Source organism: Variovorax boronicumulans (assembly GCF_040544675.1).
GTDB classification, from domain to species: domain Bacteria; phylum Pseudomonadota; class Gammaproteobacteria; order Burkholderiales; family Burkholderiaceae_C; genus Variovorax; species Variovorax boronicumulans_D.
This window is the reverse complement of sequence record NZ_JBEPKK010000002.1, coordinates 556,497-577,409: the sequence shown is the minus strand read 5'-3', so window position 1 is coordinate 577,409 and position 20,913 is coordinate 556,497. Positions and strand designations below refer to the sequence as shown.

Annotated in this window: 21 protein-coding genes; 13 read left to right on the top strand and 8 right to left on the bottom strand. The window is 68.4% G+C overall.

Annotation, left to right across the window (positions count from 1 at the left end; all coding sequences use genetic code 11):
* Positions 1-18: 18 nt before the first annotated feature.
* Together ABIC90_RS05770 and ABIC90_RS05765 are read left to right on the top strand one after the other, a co-directional pair.
* Positions 19-939 (top strand): DMT family transporter, encoded by a 921-nt coding sequence (locus ABIC90_RS05770; protein WP_354353104.1) that lies wholly within the window; start codon positions 19-21, stop codon positions 937-939.
* A complete protein-coding gene (locus ABIC90_RS05765; RefSeq protein ID WP_354353103.1) occupies positions 936-1,865 on the top strand; it encodes a glutaminase in 930 nt (309 codons plus the stop codon). The genes ABIC90_RS05770 and ABIC90_RS05765 overlap by 4 nt, the downstream gene beginning before the upstream one ends.
* Before the next feature lie 4 nt (positions 1,866-1,869).
* On the opposite strand, the gene ABIC90_RS05760 is transcribed toward ABIC90_RS05765, so the two are convergent.
* Complete coding sequence (locus ABIC90_RS05760) at positions 1,870-2,865, bottom strand: NAD-dependent epimerase/dehydratase family protein (RefSeq protein ID WP_354353102.1); 996 nt, start codon at positions 2,863-2,865, stop codon at positions 1,870-1,872.
* A gap of 95 nt (positions 2,866-2,960) precedes the next feature.
* On the opposite strand from ABIC90_RS05760, the gene ABIC90_RS05755 reads away from it, so the two are divergent.
* From ABIC90_RS05755 to ABIC90_RS05745, 3 genes are all read left to right on the top strand, one after another.
* On the top strand, positions 2,961-3,908 hold the full coding sequence (locus ABIC90_RS05755; protein WP_354353101.1) for a LysR family transcriptional regulator: 948 nt from the start codon (positions 2,961-2,963) through the stop codon (positions 3,906-3,908).
* Positions 3,905-4,396, top strand: coding sequence for a hypothetical protein (locus ABIC90_RS05750; RefSeq protein ID WP_354353100.1), 492 nt, complete (start codon positions 3,905-3,907; stop codon positions 4,394-4,396). The genes ABIC90_RS05755 and ABIC90_RS05750 overlap by 4 nt, the downstream gene beginning before the upstream one ends.
* 183 nt (positions 4,397-4,579) lie before the next feature.
* Entirely contained in the window at positions 4,580-5,614 is a 1,035-nt protein-coding gene (locus ABIC90_RS05745; RefSeq protein WP_354353099.1) for an aliphatic amidase, read from the top strand.
* On the opposite strand, the gene ABIC90_RS05740 is transcribed toward ABIC90_RS05745, so the two are convergent.
* Positions 5,605-6,495 (bottom strand): LysR family transcriptional regulator, encoded by an 891-nt coding sequence (locus ABIC90_RS05740; RefSeq protein WP_354353098.1) that lies wholly within the window; start codon positions 6,493-6,495, stop codon positions 5,605-5,607. The genes ABIC90_RS05745 and ABIC90_RS05740 overlap by 10 nt on opposite strands.
* An 89-nt stretch (positions 6,496-6,584) precedes the next feature.
* Between ABIC90_RS05740 and ABIC90_RS05735 the strand changes: the two genes are divergently transcribed.
* Positions 6,585-6,779, top strand: coding sequence for a DUF1127 domain-containing protein (locus ABIC90_RS05735; protein WP_354353097.1), 195 nt, complete (start codon positions 6,585-6,587; stop codon positions 6,777-6,779).
* Positions 6,780-6,846: 67 nt separating this feature from the next.
* Positions 6,847-8,541 carry a hypothetical protein gene (locus ABIC90_RS05730; RefSeq protein ID WP_354353096.1) on the top strand — a complete coding sequence of 565 codons (1,695 nt, stop codon included), beginning with the start codon at positions 6,847-6,849 and terminating at the stop codon, positions 8,539-8,541.
* Here the strand turns inward: ABIC90_RS05730 and ABIC90_RS05725 are convergent.
* On the bottom strand, positions 8,516-9,340 hold the full coding sequence (locus ABIC90_RS05725) for an isocitrate lyase/PEP mutase family protein (protein ID WP_354353095.1): 825 nt from the start codon (positions 9,338-9,340) through the stop codon (positions 8,516-8,518). The genes ABIC90_RS05730 and ABIC90_RS05725 overlap by 26 nt on opposite strands.
* Positions 9,341-9,448: 108 nt before the next feature.
* Between ABIC90_RS05725 and ABIC90_RS05720 the strand changes: the two genes are divergently transcribed.
* On the top strand, positions 9,449-9,907 hold the full coding sequence (locus tag ABIC90_RS05720; protein WP_354353093.1) for a CopD family protein: 459 nt from the start codon (positions 9,449-9,451) through the stop codon (positions 9,905-9,907).
* 42 nt (positions 9,908-9,949) lie between these two features.
* Here ABIC90_RS05720 and ABIC90_RS05715 read toward each other — a convergent pair whose 3' ends face one another.
* The 4 genes from ABIC90_RS05715 to ABIC90_RS05700 all read right to left on the bottom strand — a co-directional run bounded on the left by ABIC90_RS05715 (position 9,950) and on the right by ABIC90_RS05700 (position 13,470).
* Positions 9,950-10,330 carry a helicase SNF2 gene (locus ABIC90_RS05715; RefSeq protein WP_354353092.1) on the bottom strand — a complete coding sequence of 127 codons (381 nt, stop codon included), beginning with the start codon at positions 10,328-10,330 and terminating at the stop codon, positions 9,950-9,952.
* Positions 10,331-10,572: 242 nt separating this feature from the next.
* A complete protein-coding gene (locus ABIC90_RS05710) occupies positions 10,573-11,004 on the bottom strand; it encodes a VOC family protein (protein ID WP_354353091.1) in 432 nt (143 codons plus the stop codon).
* A gap of 16 nt (positions 11,005-11,020) precedes the next feature.
* The gene (locus tag ABIC90_RS05705) at positions 11,021-12,259 is read right to left on the bottom strand and encodes a CaiB/BaiF CoA transferase family protein (protein WP_354353090.1); all 1,239 of its coding nucleotides are present in this window, start codon (positions 12,257-12,259) and stop codon (positions 11,021-11,023) included.
* Positions 12,260-12,270: 11 nt separating this feature from the next.
* The gene (locus tag ABIC90_RS05700) at positions 12,271-13,470 is read right to left on the bottom strand and encodes an acyl-CoA dehydrogenase (RefSeq protein ID WP_354353089.1); all 1,200 of its coding nucleotides are present in this window, start codon (positions 13,468-13,470) and stop codon (positions 12,271-12,273) included.
* 185 nt (positions 13,471-13,655) lie between these two features.
* On the opposite strand from ABIC90_RS05700, the gene ABIC90_RS05695 reads away from it, so the two are divergent.
* The 5 genes from ABIC90_RS05695 (at position 13,656) to ABIC90_RS05675 (ending at position 18,836) form a co-directional block, all read left to right on the top strand.
* On the top strand, positions 13,656-14,558 hold the full coding sequence (locus ABIC90_RS05695) for a LysR substrate-binding domain-containing protein (RefSeq protein WP_354353088.1): 903 nt from the start codon (positions 13,656-13,658) through the stop codon (positions 14,556-14,558).
* A 92-nt stretch (positions 14,559-14,650) separates the two neighbouring features.
* Positions 14,651-15,136, top strand: a complete 486-nt coding sequence (locus ABIC90_RS05690; protein ID WP_354353087.1) for a helix-turn-helix domain-containing protein — start codon at positions 14,651-14,653, stop codon at positions 15,134-15,136.
* Entirely contained in the window at positions 15,129-15,860 is a 732-nt protein-coding gene (locus ABIC90_RS05685) for a nucleotidyl transferase AbiEii/AbiGii toxin family protein (RefSeq protein WP_354353086.1), read from the top strand. Before ABIC90_RS05690 ends, ABIC90_RS05685 begins: the two co-directional genes overlap by 8 nt.
* Positions 15,861-15,949: 89 nt before the next feature.
* Entirely contained in the window at positions 15,950-16,669 is a 720-nt protein-coding gene (locus ABIC90_RS05680) for a 2OG-Fe(II) oxygenase (protein WP_354353085.1), read from the top strand.
* A gap of 199 nt (positions 16,670-16,868) precedes the next feature.
* Positions 16,869-18,836, top strand: coding sequence for an adenylate/guanylate cyclase domain-containing protein (locus tag ABIC90_RS05675; RefSeq protein ID WP_436318169.1), 1,968 nt, complete (start codon positions 16,869-16,871; stop codon positions 18,834-18,836).
* Here ABIC90_RS05675 and ABIC90_RS05670 read toward each other — a convergent pair.
* Positions 18,833-20,845: an acetoacetate--CoA ligase gene (locus tag ABIC90_RS05670; protein ID WP_354353083.1), complete on the bottom strand. Its 2,013-nt coding sequence runs from the start codon at positions 20,843-20,845 to the stop codon at positions 18,833-18,835. The genes ABIC90_RS05675 and ABIC90_RS05670 overlap by 4 nt on opposite strands.
* Positions 20,846-20,913 lie beyond the last annotated feature (68 nt).

Here is a 20,913-nt window from a genome sequence, read left to right as displayed (position 1 = left end):
ACAAGAACAGCGGAACGAATGATCCAGCGCAAGACCCACCTCGACTCCCTCGCCATCGGCCTTCTCATCGCGTGCTGCGCGTTCTGGGGCCTGCAGCAGATCCTGATCAAGACCACCGTGACCGAAGTGCCGCCGATGTGGCAGGCCTCGATCCGCATGGTCGGCGCGACCGTGCTGCTGTGGCTGTGGTGCGCCTCGCGCGGCGTGCGGCTGTTCGAGCGCGACGGCACGCTGTGGCACGGCCTGCTCGCCGGGGCGCTCTTCGCGGGCGAGTTCGCCGGCATCTACCTCGGCCTGCAGCACACCAGCGCCTCGCGGCTCACGGTGTTCCTGTACACGGCGCCGTTCTGGGTCTCGCTGCTGCTGCCGCGCTGGGTGCCTGCCGAGCGGCTGCGCGGCTTTCAGTGGCTGGGGCTCTTCATTGCTTTCGCGGGCGTGGTGCTGGCGTTCAGCGAGGGCTTCGGCCACATGAGTTCGTCGCAACTCATCGGGGACGCGATGGCGCTGGCGGCCGGCATGCTCTGGGGCCTGACCACGCTGACGCTGCGCACCACCAAGCTCGCCACGGCCAGTGCCGAGAAGACCCTGTTCTATCAAGTGGCGGTGACCGCCGCGGTGTGCCCGCTGCTGTCGCTCGCGCTCGGCGAGCGCTGGGGCTTCTCATACTCGACATGGGCCTGGACCTCGATCGCGCTGCAGACGGTGATCGGCGCGTTCGCCAGCTACCTCACCTGGATGTGGCTGCTGCGGCACTACCCGGCCACGCAGATGTCGTCCTTCACCTTTCTCACGCCGCTCTTCGCGCTGGTGTTCGGCGTGGTGCTGCTGAAGGAGCCGCTGACGCTGCAACTGATGGTGGCGCTCGCGGGCGTTGCGCTGGGCATCGTCCTGGTCAACCGGCGCCCTGCGGTCCAACACGCGGCAGGCGTACAGCCATGAACTTCCAGCCCGTGCTCGACGAGATCGTCGCCACGCTGCGTCCGCAACTCGGCCAGGGCGGCAAGGTAGCCAGCTACATCCCCGCATTGGCGCGCGTCGATGCGCGGCAGTTCGGCATCGCGCTGCGCACCTGCGACGGCGCGGAGGCCTCGGCGGGCGACGGCGACGTGCCGTTCTCGATCCAGAGCGTCTCCAAGCTCTTCACGCTCACGCTCGCGATGCAGCGCATGGGCGATGCGCTGTGGGAACGCATCGGGCGCGAGCCTTCGGGCAACCCGTTCAACTCGCTGGTGCAACTGGAGAACGAACAGGGCAAGCCGCGCAACCCGTTCATCAATGCAGGCGCCATCGCCGTGGCCGACCGGCTCGTGAGCCAGGCCGCCGCCAACGGAGGCAGCGCAAAGGCCGACATCCTCGCGCTGATGACCCACCTGTGCGGCGAGCCGGTCGGCTTCGACAGCGAGGTGGCGCAATCCGAAGCCGACACCGGCTTTCGCAACATCGCGCTGGCAAATTTCATGAAGAGCTTCGGCAAGCTCGACAACGACGTCGGCGCGGTGCTCGACACCTACTTTCATCAGTGCGCGTTGCGAATGAGCTGCCGCCAGCTCGCACGCGCGGCCGCCTTCCTGTGCCGCGACGGCGCCCATCCGATGGATGGCCAGCCCAAGATCACCGGCGAGCGCCAGACGCGGCGCATCAACGCCCTGATGCTCACCTGCGGCACCTACGACGCCGCCGGCGACGTGGCGTTCTCCATCGGCCTGCCCTGCAAGAGCGGCGTGGGCGGCGGCATCGTGGCGGTGGTGCCCGACAAGCTCACGCTCTGCGTCTGGTCGCCGGCGCTGGACGCCACCGGCAACTCGCTGCTGGGCATGAAGGCGCTGGAGCTGTTCGTGAATCGCACGGGGCTCTCGGTTTTCTGATCGATCAGGCGGCCACGGCCGCCGGCGCCGTGCCCAGGCAACCCATGCCTTCCAGCGAAGCCTCGACCGCCTCGTCGAGCGGCGTGTACGGCTCGTGTCCGAGAAAGGCCACCAGCTTCGCGTTGTCCATCAGCACCGGCGTCTGCCACAGGTAGCGCATCTCGCGCATTTCGCGCAGCGTGGTGACGAAGGGCGAGGCCAGCGTCAGCAGCCACCACGCAAAGGCCGACACGCGCGGCTCGGTGCCCGTGCGCCGCGCCACCACCTTGCGGATCGCGCCGCTCATCTGCGTGGCGTCTGCATCGCGGTGGCCGGCCATGTGAAAGCACGCAAAGGGTTCGAGCCTGTCGCGGCGCGCCAGCAGCGCGATCATGGTGCGGGCCACGTCCGGCAGGTACGACCATTGGTGCGCCGTGTCGACGCGACCCGGGTAGCTCACGGCCTTGACCGGCAGCCCCGCCTTCACCAGCCCTTGCGAGAACCAGTTGTTGCCGGCCTTGGGACCGAAGAAGTCGCCGGCACGCACGATCAGCACCCGCGCGCCATGGCGGCTGGCCTCTTCGAGACGCCGCTCCAGCTCGACCCGGATGGCGCCCTTGCGGGTGACCGGGTGCTGCGGCGCGTCTTCGGCGAGCAGCTCGCCGAACGCATCGGGCCCGTAGTTGTAGACCGTGCCCGGCAGCACGATGGTCGCGCCCTCGGCCTTGGCGGCGGCGATGGTGTTGTCGAGCATCGGCAGCACCAGCTGCGCCCATCCGCGATAGCCCGGCGGGTTGACTGCATGCACGATGACCGAGCAGCCCTTGGCGGCTTGCATGACGGCCTGCCGGTCCATCGCATCGCCGCGCATCCAGGTGGTGCCGTCCTCTTGCAAAGCGGCTTGCGCCATGCCGCGCTTGAGCGCCCGCACCGTCCACCCCGCCTGGCGGAGTTGCCTCGCCATCTCGCCGCCGATGCCACCCGTGGCGCCCAGAACCAGAACCGTGTTGTTGCGTGTCATGAAATGCTCCAGAAGCGTTGTCGATGGATCGATTCTGGGCCGATGCCTGTTCCATTGGAATTACCGAACAGGGTGCAGCGGCTATACATTTATGCATGACTTCAAATATCGGATGGGAGCTCTACCGCTCGTTCCTCAGCGTCCTTCGCGAAGGCTCGCTCTCGGGCGCGGCGCGCAGGCTGGGCATCACTCAACCCACGGCGGGCCGCCATGTCGCCGCGCTCGAAGCCGCGCTGGGCGTGGTGCTCTTCACGCGCTCGCAGGTGGGGCTCATGCCCACCGAAGTGGCGCTGGCGTTGCAGACGCACGCCGAGGCCATGGAAAGCACCGCCGCGTCGCTGGCGCGTGTCGCCACCAGCCAGGGCGAAGGCGAGGGAGGACGAATCCGGGGCGTGGTGCGCATCTCCGCCAGCGAGGTGATCGGCGTCGAGGTGCTGCCGCCCATCGTCGCGCGATTGCGCGAGGCGCACCCGGCGCTCAAGGTCGAACTGGTGCTGACCAACCGCGTGCAGGACCTGCTGAGGCGCGAGGCCGACATCGCCGTGCGCATGGTGCGGCCCAAGCAGGAGCAGCTGGTCGCGCGCCAGGTCGGCGCGATCGAGCTGGGTTTTCACGCCCGCAAGGACTACCTGGCCCGCCACGGCACGCCGCGCAGGATGGAAGACCTCGCAACCCACGCCGTCATCGGCTACGACCAGCCCTCGGCCTTCGTGCGCAACGCGGGCAAGGCGCTCCCGGGCTACGGCCGCGAGGCTTTCTCGCTGCGCACCGACAGCGACCTTGCGCAGCTGGCGCTGATCCGCGCCGGCGCGGGCGTCGGCATCTGCCAGGTCGGGCTCGCCCGGCGCGACGCCGATCTGGTGCGCCTGATGCCGCGCGCCTTCGCGATGAAACTGGAGACCTGGGTCACGATGCACGAAGACCTGCGCAACAGCCCGCGCTGCCGCGTCGCCTTCGACGCGCTGGTCGACGGACTGCAGAAATACATCGCCGCCCCCGCACAGGGGAAAATGGCCCGCGCACGAACACAAGCCAACGAATGACCGAAGCCACCGACACAGACAACCTCCCCCTGCAAGAGCCCCGCCTCTGGCGCGACGGCCTCTGGACAGCCCGCGTGATCAAGAACGAGGAAGACGACGGCTGGGCCGTCGAGATGACCCGCCACGGCGATCCCGAGCCCGCGCTGGTCGGGCCCTGGACCATGGGCCGCGACAAGAAGAATCCCAAGCCGCTGGACGGCCCCGCCTTCTCCACGCTGGTGAAGACCGCCGCCGAAGTGATCCGCCGCCACGAGCAGCAGCTGCACGCCGCGCTCAACAAGAGCGTGACCGTCACCGCCCGCGACGGACGGCGCATCCGCGTCTCGCTGGCCATCGTGCCCGACGAGGACAACCCCTCGGCCACGCTGAGCGCGCACGACGACGAGGACGACAGCGAGCTGGCGAGCGTGAATGTCTCGCCGACCTTCAAGCTCAGCTCTGGCAGCGCCACCGCCTGGATCGAAGCCGACTTCGCGCGCCCGCGCTGAACGGGCGCTGCGCCCACCTCGCCAATACGCGGAACAACGTATGGCCGCCCTCGGGCGAGGCGAGAAGAATCCGCTCCTGACGAGAGAGAGGCCGGACAACAAGGCCCGAATCGGTTTCAACGCCGGTTCGGGCCTTCTCGTTGGTTCGCTCCTTCTTCATCCCCTCTATCCAGGAGCAGCTTCATGAGACATGGTGATATTTCGAGCAGCAGCGATTGCGTCGGCGTCGCGGTCGTCAACTACAAGATGCCCCGCCTTCACACCAAGGCCGAGGTGCTGGACAACGCCCGCAAGATCGGCGAGATGCTGGTCGGCATGAAGCGGGGCCTGCCGGGCATGGACCTGGTGATCTTTCCGGAGTACTCCACGCACGGGATCATGTACGACGCCAAGGAGATGTACGACACCGCGGCCACGGTGCCCGGCGAGGAGACGGCGATCTTTGCCGACGCCTGCCGCCGCGCCAACGTGTGGGGCGTGTTCTCGCTGACCGGCGAGCGCCACGAGGAGCATCCGAACAAGGCGCCCTACAACACGCTGATCCTCATGAACAACCAGGGCGAGATCGTCCAGAAGTACCGCAAGATCATGCCGTGGGTGCCCATCGAAGGCTGGTACCCCGGCGACCGCACCTATGTGAGCGATGGCCCCAAGGGCATGAAGATCAGCCTGATCGTCTGCGACGACGGCAACTACCCCGAGATCTGGCGCGACTGCGCGATGCGCGGCGCAGAGCTCATCATCCGCTGCCAGGGCTACATGTACCCGGCCAAGGAGCAGCAGATCCTGGTGTCCAAGGCCATGGCCTTCATGAACAACACCTACGTGGCGGTGGCGAATGCGGCGGGCTTCGACGGCGTGTATTCGTACTTCGGCCACTCGGCGCTCATCGGCTTCGACGGCCGCACGCTGGGCGAATGCGGCGAGGAAGAGATGGGCATCAACTACGCCGAACTGTCGATGGGCCTCATCCGCGACGCGCGCAAGAACGGCCAGTCGCAAAACCACCTCTTCAAGCTCATGCACCGCGGCTACACCGGCGTCATCAATTCAGGCGACGGCGACAAGGGCGTGGCGACCTGCCCCTTCGACTTCTACACGCAGTGGATCAACGACCCCGAAGGCGCGCGCGAGCGGGCGGAGTCGATCACGCGCCGCACGATCGGCACGGCCGAGTGCCCGATCGAGGGGCTTCCGAACGACACGAATCAGAGCTGACGGAAGGTCGTCAGCACCTTCAGCACGCTCTGCGTCGCACCATCGATCACGCCGGGCAGGCGGTGCGCTATGCCCAGGCGGCGGGTGAGCTTCGGCGTGATCGGCAGCACCTGCATGCGCTCGTTGAGCCTTTCGTCGGCGGTCTGCTGCGCTGGCAGAAGTGCCGCGCCATAGCCCGCGGCGACCAGGCTCTGGATCGCGGCGTCGTAGTTGAGCTCGATGCGCGCGCGCGGCGCGAAGCCGGCCTCGGCGAACCACTCCATCGTGAGCCGGTACATGTGCGTCGTGGCGTCGTTGAAGATCAGCGGCTGCGCCGCGAGCCACGCGGGCGTCACCCGCTTCGGCGCCTTCCAGCGCTGCGGCACGAAAGCCATCATCGACTGGTCGCGCCATGGCGTGACGACCAGGTCGCGCAGCGGCGGCTGGGGCATCGCGACCAGTCCGATGTCGAGCGTGCCGGCGGCCAGCCGCGCCATCGCCTCGGACGAGCCGAGGATGCTCACCTCGACATCGATGCCCGCGTGCACCGAGCCCAGCGCTTCGAGCACCTGCGGCAGCAGGTCGACCACCACGCCGGTGGAGGTGCCCAGCCGCACGCGGCCGGTGCGGCCTTCGGCCTGGCGCTTGACGGCATCGATGGCCTCGTCGGTGTCGCGCAGCAGCCTGCGCCCGCGCTCCACCAGCGCCGCGCCGGCCGCCGTGGGCGTGACGTTGCGGCTGCCGCGCACCACCAGCTGCGCGCCCAGGCGCGATTCGAGTTCGCTGATGTGCAGGCTCACCGTGGGCTGCGCCAGGTGCAGCGCCTTGGCGGCCGCAGAGAAGGTGCCCAGGTCGGCAATGGCGACGAGCGTTCGCAGTTGGTCGAGGTTGAGCTGTCGCATCAGGAATGCTGATTGTGTGGTTCAGGAATCTCAACTTCCACAATAGCACGCAGCGCCAGAAGATGAGCGCTCCCAACAAGGAGCCCCCCGTGACAGCGCCCAAGCCCTCGACCTTTCATCAACGCCTGATGCATGCGCTGCACGACTGGCGCCGCCGCGCCGCGCAGCGCCGCCGCACCCGTGCCGACTCGCGCCATCTGGCCGGCATGAGCGAGCACGAGCTGCGCGACCTGGGCATCGGACGCAGCGAGGTGCCCGAGCTGATCGACCGCAACAGGTACTGAAAGGAGAAAAAAAGAAACGGCATCGGCCTTCAGCCCCTGCCCCGGAATCTGAGGTTCAATCCGGGGCGTGCCCCAACTCAAGACACCCGCCCCGCTCTTTGTCGAACTCACCTCGCCGCAGTCGGTCAACGGCCGGCGCGCGGCCTTTCAGTCGCTCTGGCTGCTGGTGCGCATGCAGCATGCGCACGCCGTCGAGCAGGGCCTGGTGCGGCTGGCCGATCTGCGCGGCGAAGTCTCCGATGCGAACACGCTGCGCATGGTCGTGAGCCGCGCCTTCCGCGACTTCAAGGCCTGGAACATCGACGTCGGCTGGGGCGAAGACACGCAGCGGGAGCCGCGCTTCCTGAATGCAGAGCGGCGCAGCCAGGGTCCCTTCTGGCTGCCGGCCGCCGAGGCGAAACGCGTGCGCATGCTGGTGGGCGGGCGCGCGGCCACCGCCGCCGAGGTGGCTTCCTTCCTCGGATTGCGTTCGCGAAAGCGGCGCGCGGCAAAACCCGGCTCGCCGCCGCCCGATGCAGTGCACCTGCAGGACGCCGCCTTCTGGAAACAGCTGGTCGCCTCGCAGCAGGCGGCGCGGCAGGGGCGTCTCATGGCATCGGTGGCGGGGGACGGTGCGAGCGGCCAACCGGCGAGTGCGCTGGAGTCCATCCGCCTGGCCGGCACGCTGGCCGCCACCGACTTCCAGCGCGCGCTGGTCACGCTCAACGAGGCGATGCTGTGGCGCCGCCTGGGCGACAACGAGCAGGCGCGCCGGCGGCTGCAGGCGCTCAAGAAGCAGCGCCTGGCCCACCACGTGGCGGGCAACGACTACCTGGGCGCGATGGAGTGCATCGTCTCGGCCTGGTGCGCCTACACCGCGCGCGATCTGCCGCTGGCGCAGTCGCTCTTGAGCGGGATGGCCGAAGACGCGGCGCGCGGACTGGTGCTGCGGCACCACCCCGACGTGCGCTTCGAGTGGTGCAACCTCTGGGCGCTGGTGTGCCGCTCGCGCGCGCTCGGCCTCTCGGCCGACGACAAGCCCACCGCCGCCGCGCTCGCCGAAGAGTCGCTGCAGCGCTTCGGCGAGGCGCTGGCCGCGGCCTTCGAATCGCATTCCTTCGACGCGGCGCAGCACGTGGCCGCCAACATGGGCATGGCCGCGTGGCTGTTCGATCGCGTGGGCCTCTCCGATCTTCCGGCGCTCGCGCACGACGGCCACGCCGACACCCTGCGCCGCGCCGTGCAATGGATCGCCTTCAGCGAATGGCTCTGCGGCCACACCGACGGCCAGGGCCGGTCGGCATGGAACGCGATCTACCTGATGCGCATCGCGCGCGGCCCGTGCCGGCCCGAGCAGCAACCCACGCTCGCGCAGTTCCGCGCGCAGGAGCCGCTGGACCCGGCCGCGATCTCCACGCTCGCCGGTCCGTTGGCCGATGCCTTCGATGCCGCGCACTGGCCGGCGCGCTGGGTCGAGGTGGCGCAGGCGCGGCTGGCCGATCACCAGGCGGGGCGGCGGCGCTACCCGGGCTTGCAGCATTGCAGCCTGCTCTTCGAGCACGCCTGGTATGCGGCGCATGCGGGCGACCTGCAGGCGGCCGGGCAATCGCTGGATCTGCTGCGCGAAGCGCTGCCGCAGCTGGTGCCCAGCGACCGCGCCTACTTCACCGAATCGTGGAACGACACGCTGCCGGCCGAGCTCGTGCTCGAAACGAAGCCGCCACGTCGGCCCGCGGCGCGCAAGAAGGCTGCGAGCCTCACGGTCGAGCGAAAAAGCCGTTGAGCTCGCCGCCCGAGGCGGCGCCCTCGAAACCGTCGAAGCGTCCGTGTTCGGCGAGCGCACGCGCGGCGCGATCGAAGCCGCCCCACGCCGCGCGTGCCAGCGCACCGCCCACGCTGACGCGCCGCACACCGAGTTCGGCAATGTCTTTCATCGTGAGGTCGCTGGGCCCGCCGACCAGCAGGTTGACGGGCTTGGGCGCCACGGCCGCGACCACCGTGGCGATCTGTTCGCGCGTCTTGATGCCGGGCGCGTAAAGACAATCGGCACCGGCCTCGGCATAGGCCTTGAGCCGCGCGATGGTGTCGTCCAGGTCCGGCCGGCCGACGAAGAAGTTTTCGGCGCGGCCCACCAGCAGCGTGTCGCCGCCGGCCGCATCGATGGCGCCGCGCGCGGCGCGCAGCCGTTCGACGGCGACCTCGATCGCAAAGAGCGGATGCGCCGCATCGCCCGTCGAGTCCTCGATCGACAGGCCTGCCACGCCGGTTTCCACCGCGAGCCGCACGCTGTCGGCGACGCCCTTGGCGTCCTTGCCGAAGCCGTTCTCGAAGTCCGCGTTCACCGGCAGGTCGGTGGCCGCCACCATCTCGCGCAGATGGGCCAGCACGGCGTCGCGCGATTGCGCGCCGTCGGGCAGACCTTGCGACCACGCATGGCCGGAGCTCGTGGTGGCCAGCGCCTTGAAGCCCAGGCCCTGCAGGTAGCGCGCGCTGCCCGTGTCCCAGGGGTTGGGGATGACGAAGCAGCCCTGTTCGTGGAGCGCGCGGAAGGCGGCGCGTTTCTGGGCGACGGTGCGGGTCATGGGGCCTCGGCTTTCCTGGAGTGGGCGAAGTGGCGCAAGGTTGCGGTTTTAACGCAAGCACAGGGACATTGCGCGCGCCCGCATCGTTCGGTGTTCTGATCGGACCCCATGTCCTATCTCCTCCTGCTCCTCGTTCATCTGCTCTGCGCCGCCTTCTGGGTCGGCGGCATGGCGACCCTGCATTTCGCGGTGCGCCCCGCCGCCGTCGCCACGCTGGAGCCGCCGTTGCGCCTGCGCACGATGGCCGCGGCGCTGCGGCGCTTCTTCGTCGGCGTGGACGCGTCCGTGACGCTGCTGTTCGTGAGCGGGGTCGCGATGATCCTGATGACGGGCGGTTTTCGCGGCGTGCACTGGCGCGTCGAGGCCATGATGGGCATCGCCATCGTGATGGCGGCGATCTATGTGTACATCCGCGCCTCGGTGTTCAGGGCGCTGCGCCGTTCCGTCGAGGAAAGCGCGTGGCCGGTGGCGGCCGCGCGGCTCGACATGGTGCGCAAGCTGGTGAGCCTGAACCTCGCGCTCGGCGTGGCGGTGTTCGCCGTCGCGATTCTTGGGCGCGCGAGCTAGGCCTGTTCGACGCGCGCCGGGCACGGCGCCGTCCAAGGGCTTTTACAGCCCGAGGCTGCCGATGCCGTGCGCAACCGCCACGGCTTCGGCGTGAACAGCAGCGCGCGCCAGCGTGCCGGACAGGCGCGGCGCGGTGCCGGCCGACGCGGCTTCGGCATACAGGTCGCCGGCACGGGCGGCTGCCACGGCCTGGGTGTGCACCGCGGCGCGGTCCGTGGCGCTGGCAATGGCAACGGGCACACCGGCCGATGCGCCTTCGGCATAGGGGTCGACGCTGTGGGCCGCGGCGATCGCATCGGCGTGCACGGCGGCGCGGCTCGCCGTCGACTGGAACTGCAGCACGCCCTGGTATTCCTCGGCGCTGGCGCCAACGGCGAAAACAGAGAGAACGGCGGCGGCGAAAAGGAGCTTGGTGGTCTTCATGGCAGTGGCTTTCAAAAGAAGTGAAGGAGTGAACAATTGATCTGTCGGGACATTCATCGCTACGTCGGTGTGCCGGGTGGCGATGAATGAATTACATCGGCCGGCTGTATCCGCGATGTGTCGAGACAGGTGCCGTTTTGCATGCGCGTGTGTGCGCTTCGCCGTGCGGACACAGTGGCGTACAAATCGGCCCGCGCGGGCCACGCTGCGATTCGGAAAAGGGATGGACGAAGGGCCGGCGCTCAGCCGGCCGCGCCCTTGATCTCGACGCTGTTGCCGTCGGGGTCGCTGATGTAGATCGAAGGCCCGTTGCCCTCGGCACCGAAGTTGTTCCGCACCTCGCCGTGCACCGGCACGCCGTGCCGGGCCATCAAGGTGCGAATCGCCGCTTCATCGAAGGGCTCGATGCGCAGGCACAGGTGATCGACGTTGCGGCCTTCCTTGCCGGCCAATGCGCCGCCTTGCTTGCCCAAGGGGCCATCGGGCGTGATCAGGTCGATGAGGCTTGTGCCGGCGCGCAAGTGCACGAGCCCCAGGTCGTCGCGGCGCTTCTCGATCGCACAGCCCAGCACGTCGCAGTAGAAGGCGATCGCGCGTTCGATGTCCTTCACGCGCAACACCACATGGTCGATGCGCAGCACCGAGAACGGTGGGCTGCGCATCGGATCCGTCATGGCCGGCTGTCTTTCTTCAGACCACGCCCGCCGAGCGCAGCGCGTCGAAGCGCGCCGCGTCGATGCCGAACTCGGCCAGCACTTCGCGCGTGTGCTGCCCGAGCGCCGGCGGCGCATGGCGCAGCACGGGCGGCGTGGCCGAGAGGCGGAGCGGACTCGCCACGCCGGTGATGCGCGCGATGCCGTCGCCCGCATCGCGCGGCAGCGTGACCGCCAGGCCGCGCGCCTTGACCTGCGCATCGTCGAAGGCCTGCGCGATGTCGTTGATCGGGCCGCAGGGCACGGCCTTGTCTTCGAGCAGCGTGACCCAGTCGGCGGTGGTGCGGGTGCGGGTGAGTTCTTCCATCATCGGAATCAGCACGCCGCGGTGCTTCACGCGCAGCGTGTTGGTCGCAAAGCGCGCGTCGGCCGCCCATTCGGCATGGCCGGCCGCTTCGCAGAAACGCGCGAACTGGCCGTTGTTGCCGACGGCCAGCAGCATCGAACCGTCGAGCGTCGGAAAGTCCTGATAAGGCGCCAGGCTCGGGTGCGTGTTGCCCTGCCGCTGCGGCGCCTTGCCGGTATTCAGAAATGCGCTCGCCTGGTTGGCGAGGATGGCCATGCCCACGTCGAGCAGCGCCATGTCGATGTGCTGGCCTTCGCCGGTGCGGTCGCGCACCTGCAGCGCCGCGAGGATCGCGGTGCTCGCATAGACGCCGGTGAACAGGTCGGTGAGCGCCACGCCCACGCGCAGCGGGCCGCCGCCGGGCACGTCGTCGGGACGGCCGGTGATGCTCATCATGCCGGTCATGGCCTGGATCATCAGGTCGTAGCCTGCGCGCTCGGCATACGGGCCGTCGTGGCCGAAGCCGGTCACGCTGCAGTAGATGAGGCGCGGGTTGGCCGCACGCAGGCTCTCCTGGTCGAGGCCGTATTGCTTCAGGCCCCCGGTCTTGAAGTTCTCCACCACGATGTCGGCCTGCGCCGCCATCTGCTGCAGCAGCGCCTGCCCGTCGGGCGTGGCCATGTCGACCGTGACCGAGCGCTTGTTGCGGTTGCAGGCGGTGAAGTAGCTGGCTTGGTCGGTGTCGTTGCCGTCGGCGTCCTTGATGAACGGCGGGCCCCAGGTGCGGGTGTCGTCGCCGACGCCCGGGCGCTCGATCTTGACGACGTCGGCACCCAGGTCTGCGAGGATCTGCGTGCACCACGGGCCCGCGAGCACGCGGGACAGATCCAGGACCTTGATGCCGTCCAGGGCTGCGGGCTTGGCGGTCATTCGCTCTTCGTTCAGTTGGCGAAAGCTGCGATGCCGGTGATGGCGCGGCCAAGAATCAGCGCGTGGATGTCGTGCGTGCCTTCGTAGGTGTTGACCACTTCGAGGTTCACCAGATGGCGCGCCACGCCGAACTCGTCGCTGATGCCGTTGCCGCCCATCATGTCGCGCGCCAGGCGGGCGATGTCCAGGGCCTTGCCGCAGTTGTTGCGCTTCATGATCGAGGTGATCTCGACCGAGGCGGTGCCTTCGTCCTTCATGCGGCCCAGGCGCAGGCTGCCTTGCAGGCCCAGCGTGATCTCGGTCTGCATGTCGGCCAGCTTCTTCTGGATCAACTGGTTGGCGGCGAGCGGGCGGCCGAACTGCTTGCGGTCCAGCGTGTACTGGCGGGCGCGGTGCCAGCAGTCTTCGGCGGCACCGATGGCGCCCCACGAGATGCCGTAGCGGGCGCTGTTGAGGCAGGTGAACGGGCCCTTCAGGCCCTGCACTTCGGGAAAAGCGTTTTCTTCAGGGCAGAACACGCCGTCCATCACGATTTCGCCGGTGATGCTGGCGCGCAGGCCGACCTTGCCGTGGATCGCGGGAGCCGACAGGCCCTTCATGCCCTTCTCGAGCACGAAGCCGCGGATCGGGCCGACCGTGCCGCTTTCGCTGACTTCCTTGGCCCACACCACGAACACGTCGGCGATGGGCGAATTGCTGATCCACATCTTGGCGCCGCTGAGCGAATAGCCGCCCGGCACCTTCTTGGCGCGGGTGACCATGCTGCCGGGGTCGGAGCCGTGGTCGGGCTCGGTCAGGCCGAAGCAGCCGATCCATTCGCCGGTGGCGAGCTTGGGCAGGAACTTCTGCTTTTGCGCCTCGGTACCGAATTCGAAGATCGGCACCATCACCAGCGAGCTCTGCACGCTGGCCATCGAGCGGTAGCCCGAATCGACGCGTTCGACTTCGCGGGCGATCAGGCCGTAGGCCACGTAGTTGAGGCCGGGGCCGCCGTACGCTTCGGGGATCGTGGGGCCGAGCAGGCCGAGCGCGCCCATCTCACGAAAGATGGCGGGGTCGGTCTCGCCGCTGCGGAAGCCCTCGATGACGCGGGGCGCCAGGCGCTCCTGGCAGTAGGCATTGGCCGCGTCGCGGATCATGCGTTCTTCGTCGGTCAGTTGCTGGTCGAGAAGAAGGGGATCGTCCCAGTGGAATTGCGCTTTGGCGGCCATGTGCTGTCTCCGGAATGAAGGGGAAAAGAGAAAAGAGGGGGATGGGAGCCATCCTAGCCACGCGAGGGGTCGGGCGCAAACGATGAATCCTCACCCAGATATGCGTTTGTAGAATGTCTTGCAAGATGTTCGAGCGGCTCCGCCATTGGCGAAGCCCCGTCTCCATACATACACCCGAGGCATACATGCGCCGCAAGATCCCCCCCCTGCAAACCCTCGTGTGCTTCGACGCCGCCGCGCGCCACGAGAGCTACACCCGCGCCGCGCAGGAACTCGCGCTCACCCAGAGCGCGGTGTCGCGGCAGATCGGCACGCTCGAAGCCTTCCTGGGCGTGGCGCTGTTCCGGCGCACACGGCACGGCGTGGCGCTCACCGCCAGCGGCGCGGCCTATGCGCGGCAGATCACCAAGCGGCTCGAAGCGATGGAGCGCGACACGCTCGATGCCATGGCCCATCAAGGCGAAGGCGGCTCGCTCTCGCTGGCGGCCGTGCCCACCTTCGCCACGCGCTGGCTGATGCCGCGCCTGAAGGGCTTCGCCGCGCTGCAGCCCGACGTGGTGGTGCACATCGAGACGCGCACCCGCCCTTTTCTCTTTGCCGATGCGGAGTTCGACGCGGCCCTGTACGCCGGCACGCCCGCACAGGTCGAGAACTGGGCGGGCACGCGCGCGCTGCTGCTGATGCACGAGGACGTGGTGCCGGTGTGCAGCCCTTCCCTCTTGCCGCGCGGCAAGGCCGTGGCCCCGGCGGTCATCGCGAAGATGCCGCTGTTGCAGCAGAGCACGCGGCCCGACGGCTGGCGTCAGTGGTTCGATGCGCAGCAGATCGACGCGCCCAATGCGCGCGGCGGGCCGCGTTATGAGCTGTTCTCGATCCTGGCCGCGGCCGCCTCGCACGGCCTGGGCGTGGCGCTGATGCCGACGATGCTGGTGGCCGATGAGCTGGCGCGCGGCGAACTGGTGGTGGCCTGCGCGCGGCCGCTGTCGGGTGAGCGCAACTATTACCTTGTGACGCCTGAGCGGGCCGACCAGCGGCCGCTTTTGAGGTTCTTCAGCGACTGGTTGCTGGAGCAGGCTCGCCAAAGTTGAGAATGCGCGACATGCCAAGACAACCAAAGCGCTCTTCTTAAAACGCATCTCATACTAGACATTTTTAAAGATATGTCTAATATGAGATACATATGCAGACTGCAGCACCTCCAACTCTTCCAACAGCAAGCCGAGGCCTTGAAGTTTTCGGCCGGCGTATCCACGCCCGCCGGAAGGCACTGAAGATCAGCGCGACCACGACGGCCGAGGCGGCCGGCATGTCGCGCATGACGCTGCACCGCATCGAGCGCGGAGAGCCCTCCGTCACGATGGGGGCCTACATGAACGCCCTGGCGGCATTGGGACTGGATGTCGAAGTGATTGCCTCCGCCGAGGCCGCCGGCAAGCAGGCTGCGGCACCGACCGCACGGACGAAAGCCATTCGGATTGCCGACTTCGCACAGCTGCGCCGCCTTGCCTGGCAGCTGCCTGCAACCGCAGAACTCACGCCCGAAGAGGCGTGGGGCACCTACGAGCGCAACTGGCGTCACGCCGATCCGTCTGCCCTGGAAGACAACGAACGCCAGCTGTTGGCGGAGCTGGCCCGCACGCTGGGTCGCAAGGCACTCGATGTTTGAACGCGCGCACCATCGTCGCGTGGCCCAGGTGCTCTCGGCGCTGAACCCACATCTGCTGGCAGACAACCATTGCCTGTTCGGTGGGGGCACCGCCATCGCACTCCGGTACGGCGAGTTCCGCGAATCCGTGGACATCGACTTCCTCGTGTCCGATGTGGCGGGCTACCGTTGCCTGCGCCAACTGGCAACCGGCAGCGAAGGCCTGCGTGCATTCGCCCGAGACGGCGCGCAGCTGCAGCAGGCACGCGAAGTCCGCGCCGACCAATATGGAATCCGTACCCTCGTTCGCGTGGAGGACACGGAGATCAAGTTCGAGATCGTGCTCGAGGCGCGCATCTCGCTCCAGGCGCCGAGCGCGGCCGACCGCATCGGCGACATCGCCACGCTCACGCCTGTGGACATGGCCGCAAGCAAACTGCTCGCCAATTCCGACCGTTGGGCCGACGACAGTGTGTTCAGCCGCGACCTGATCGATCTGGCCATGATGCAGCCCGGCAGGGCCCTGCTTCAGCGCGCGGCAGACAAGGCCCGACTGGCCTACGGCGACAGCATCGACGCCGACCTCGCAAAGGCGGCCGATGCACTGCTGCAGCGGCCTGGCCGCATGGAACGGTGCATGGAAATGCTGCAGATGACGCCGTGGGTCCCACCGGCGTTGCTGCGCAAGCACATCAAGGCCTTGTTTCCCAGGGCGCCACGCGGGAAGCGCGGCGACCTCGACTGAACGAGCGCCCGGAGCGCGAGGCGCTTCTTTGCTGGAATCGCGTCCGGAAACGGCCAGCACTGCCAGCCCGGTGCAAGGACACTGGCTCCATGCACCCTCCCGCCACCCCTGCCCGTACGGTCGACACCCTCGACTGGCCCCGCATCGAAACCGACCTCGCCACCCGCGGCTGTGCCACCACCGGCCAACTCTTCACCCCGAAGGAATGCACCCAGCTCGCCGCAATGTACGACCAGGGCGGCCATTTCCGCAGCCGCGTGGTGATGCAGCGCCACGGCTTCGGCCAGGGCGAGTATCAGTACTTCGCGAACCCCCTGCCGCCGTTGCTCACGGCCTGGCGCAGTGCGCTGTACGAACGCCTCGCGCCGCTGGCCAACGCCTGGGCGAGCGCCATGGGCCAGCCGGCGGACTACCCCGCCGATCACGCGGCCTACCTCGCGCGCTGTCACGCGGCGGGCCAGCTGCGCCCCACCCCGCTGCTGCTGCGCTACGACGAGGGCGACTACAACTGCCTGCACCAGGACCTGTACGGCGAGCTGCAGTTTCCGCTGCAGCTCACGGTGCTCTTGAGCCGGCCGGGCGAGGACTTCACCGGCGGCGAGTTCGTGCTGACCGAGCAGCGACCGCGCATGCAGTCGCGCGCCGAGGTGGTGTCGCTCGCGCAGGGCGAAGCGGTGATCTTCGCGGTCAACCAGCGGCCGATGGCTGGCACGCGCGGCACCTACCGCGTGACGATGCGCCACGGCGTGAGCCGCCTGCGCTCGGGGCGGCGGCACACGCTGGGCCTCATCTTTCACGACGCGCGCTGACGCGCCCCGGCCAAGGCCCGGCGCCCGCTCGGCCACGCGCTGAGCAGAAGAAGGCCGAAGTCGCGCAAAATCCCTCCCGCATCCGGTGCGGCCGCCAGCATTCCCGACATTCAAAGATCGGAACGGCACCCCCCGGACGCCGATCCGCGGCCGACCCGCAGCGGATGCGTTCGAGCGAGCTACAGGGAGCTGTATGAACATGAACTCGTCCGGCCCGCCGGATGTGGCGGCGCAAGCGCCGTCTGAAGCCTCTTCCGCCGCGCGGTTGCCGCCGACAGCGGGCGAGCCCGATCCCGCCAGCCGGCGGTCGCGCCGCTTCAGGGTCGATGTGGGCACCATCGTCAGCGTCGTCGCGCTGACGCAATCGCTGCTGCTGGTGTCGCTGGGCTATTGGGGCTCGCAACGGCTGGTGTCGAACATCGGCACCTCGGCGCACAGGGCCGCCCACGACCGGACCGAGGACAAGGTGCTCGCCTTTCTCGCGAAGGCCGAGTCGGTGGTGGGCGCGGTGAGCAGCGCGCCCAACCTGAGCCCCACGGGCGAGTACGCCGACCGCACGGCCGAATTGCTCTGGACACTCCTGCTGCAGTCGCCCGAGCTCGACAGCATCTACGTGGCCAACGAAAGCGGCCAGATGCTGATGACCCTGCGCTACCCGGTGCCCGCCGTGCGCCACATCGCGCACGGCCCGGCCTTCACCACCGAGACCTGGCAATACAAGCGCCCCCTGGGGGCCGAGCTGAATGCGCAGCAGCGCTTCGCCACGCAGCGCACCGAGTCCGTTCACAGCAGCTACAACCCGACGCAGCGCGCCTGGTTCCAGCAAGCCAACAGGATGGGAGGGCCGATCTGGACGCAGCCCTATGTGTTCGCCGCGGCGCAGGAACTGGGCGTGACCTACGCGCTGCCCAGCGAGCGCCGCCACGACGAGCGCAGCCCCGAGTCGCTGGTGGTGGCGGGCGACGTGTCGCTCGGGCGCCTGTCGGAGTTCGTGCGGCTCTTCAGCAGCAACGGCTCCGGCCACAGCGCCCTCCTGAGCGCCGACCACAAGGTGCTGGCACGCAGCGACATGCCGGGCGTGCTGCACCGGCTGGAGCCGCCCGCGGGCTTGCTGGGCACGCTGCACACGCGGATGCACGCGCACATGGCGGCCGGCGAAACCGCGAACGGCAGCGGCGACTCGACCTTCTCCTTCGACTTCGAGGGCAAGCGCTACCTGGTGCAGACCTCGCTGATTCCGGCCACCGGCTGGGAGCTGGTGAGCTGGGTGCCCGAGGACATGGTGCTGGGCGACCTGCGCCGCGCGGTGCTCTGGGGCTTGCTGCTGGCGCTGGTGTTCCTGGCGCTGGCGTTGTTCATGTCGCTCAAGCTCTCCCGGCTGGTGACCGCGCCGGTCGAAAACCTCTCGCTCATCGCGCGCCGCATCGGCCTGTTGCAACTGGACAACCTGCCGCGCGAGCCTAGCCGCGTGCTGGAGATCCAGCACCTGGACCAGGCGCTGGACGACTCGGCGCGCAGCCTGAAGGCGTTCAGCAAGTTCGTACCGGTGGACGTGATCAACCAGCTGGTGGCCGAAGGCCATGCGCTCGCGCCCAACGGCTCGTCGCGCCGCGTGACGGTGATGTTCACCGACGTGGAGGGCTTCACCTCGGTCTCCGAATCGCTGGACACCGACGTGCTGGTCGGCATGCTGACCGAGTACTTCAACCTGGCCACGCGCGTGTTCGCGCGCTACGGCGGCGTGATCGACAAGTTCATTGGCGACGGGATCATGGTGCTGTGGGGCGCGCCCGCGGACCTGAAGGACGCGGAGTACCGCGCCTGCCTGGCCGCGCTGCAGCTGCATGTGGAGATGGACGTGCTCAACCGGAAGTGGCGCGCCGGCGGGCTGCCGGAGTTCCGCACCCGCATCGGCATCCACACCGGCATGGTGGTCGCGGGGGTGCTGGGGTCGAACGACCGGCTGTCGTACACCGCGTTCGGCGACGTGATCAACGTGGCCAGCCGCATCGAGGGCATCAACAAGCAACTGGGCACGCAGACGCTGGTGTCGGAAGCCACCTTCGCGGGCCTGAGGGGGCGCCTGCGCACCCGCCGCATCGAGGAACTGGTGGAGCTGCGCGGCCGCCAGACGCGCATGGTGCTCCACGAGGTGATGACGCCTTAGGCCGGCACCACCGACGCCTGCGCCGCACGCTGCGCGGCAAAGGCCACGTACCAGTCCAGGCTGCCGGGATTGGCCATGGCTTCGCGGTTGACCACCTTCTCGATCGGCTGGCCCAGCAGCAACTTCTTGATGGGCAGCTCCTGCTTCTTGCCCGAGAGGGTGCGCGGGATCTCGGCCACCTGGAAGATGTCGTTGGGCACGAAGCGCGGCGAGAGCGAGGTCTTGATCGCGTGGTCGATGCGGCTGCGCATCGCCTCGTCGAGCGCGATGCCCGGGCGCAGCACCACGAACAGCGGCATGTAGCTGTCGCGGCCCAGGTATTCGAGATCGACCACCATCGAGTCGAGCACTTCGGGCAGGCCTTCGACCGCGCTGTAGATTTCGCTGGTGCCCATGCGCAGGCCCTGGCGGTTGATGGTGGCGTCGCTGCGGCCGTAGATGATGCAACCGCCGTCTTCGCCAATTTTTATCCAGTCACCGTGGCGCCAGACGCCGGGGTAGGTGTCGAAGTAGCTGGACACGTAGCGCGCATTGCCCTCGTCGCCCCAGAAGTAGAGCGGCATCGAGGGAATGGGCTGTGTGCAGACCAGCTCGCCGACCTCGCCGACAACCGGATGGCCCTGCTCGTTCCACGCCTCGACCGCATGGCCGAGTTCGCGGCATTGCATCTGGCCCGGCACTTCGGGCAGTTCGCGGTTGCCGCCGACGAAGGCGCCGCAGAAGTCGGTGCCGCCGGAGATGTTGCACCACCACACCTCCTTGGAGCCCGCATCGAGGATCTGCTTGGAGCCCCAGCGCTGGACCTCGTCGGGCAACGGCGAGCCGGTGCTGCCGAGCGCGCGCACGCGCGAGAGATCGCCGCACTCCTTCGCGACGATGCCGGCCTTCATGCAGTTGGTGAAGTAGGCCGCGCCCGCGCCGAAGAAGCTGACCTTGTGCCGCGCGACAAAACGCCACAGCACGCCCCAGTCGGGCTTCTCCTTGCTGCCCGCCGGGTTGCCGTCGTAGATGCAGATGGTGGCGCCGAAGGCCATGCCCGAGAGCTGCGAGTTCCACATCACCCAGCCGGTGGAGCTGTACCAGTGGTAGCGCTCGCCGAAGTTGTTGGCGCCGTAGCTCGCGCCCACGTCGTTGTGCAGGCCGCAGGCGTGCATGGTCAAGAGGATGCCGCCCTGCCCGTGCACGATGGGCTTGGGCAGGCCGGTGGTGCCGCTCGAATAGACGATCCAGATCGGGTGGTCGAAGGGCAGCCACTCGGGTTCGAAGGCGGCGACCTCGGCGTCGTCGCGTGCGGTGGCTCCGGTCCAGTCGATGTCGTGCGCAACGGGGCTTGCGGCAAAGGGCGTCTTCACGAGCAGCAGCTTCTGCACGCTCGGCAACTGCCCGCGCAGCTCTTGCAGAACGGCGCTGCGGTCGAGCGGCTTGCCGCCGTAGTGCACGCCGTCGACGGCGATCAGCACCTTGGGCTCGATCTGGCGAAAGCGGTCGGCCACGGCGGCCGTGCCCATGTCGGGCGCGCACACGCTCCAGATCGCGCCGATGCTGGAGCACGCGAGAAAAGCAACCATCGTCTCGGGCACGTTGGGCATGTAGGCCGCGACGCGGTCGCCGCGCCGCACGCCGAGCGACTTGAGCGTGAGCGCCACGGCGGCGACTTGGCGGCGCATCTCGGGCCACGACATCTCGCGCACTTGGCCGAGTTCGTTGTCGCTCACGATGGCGGGCATGCCGGCGGCGTGCGCGGCATCGGCATGACGCAGCACCTCGCGCGCATAGTTGACCTGCGCGCCGGGGAACCAGCGCGCGCCGGGCATGCGGGCTTCGGCGAGCACCGCGGTGTGCGGCGTGGGCGACTGCAGATCGGCGTAGTCCCAGATGCTTTGCCAGAACGCATCGAGGTCGGTGACGGACCAGCGCCACAGCGCGTCGTAGGTGTCGAACGAGAGGCCGCGTGTCTCGCGCAGCCAGTTTTGATAGAGCCGAATCTGGGGGATGTTGGGAGCGGGCATGAGGCAAGCGTAGCGCTGTGAACGGGCGTGCTCAATCGGGGTTGACCTCAGGGTTTGTACGCGTGTTC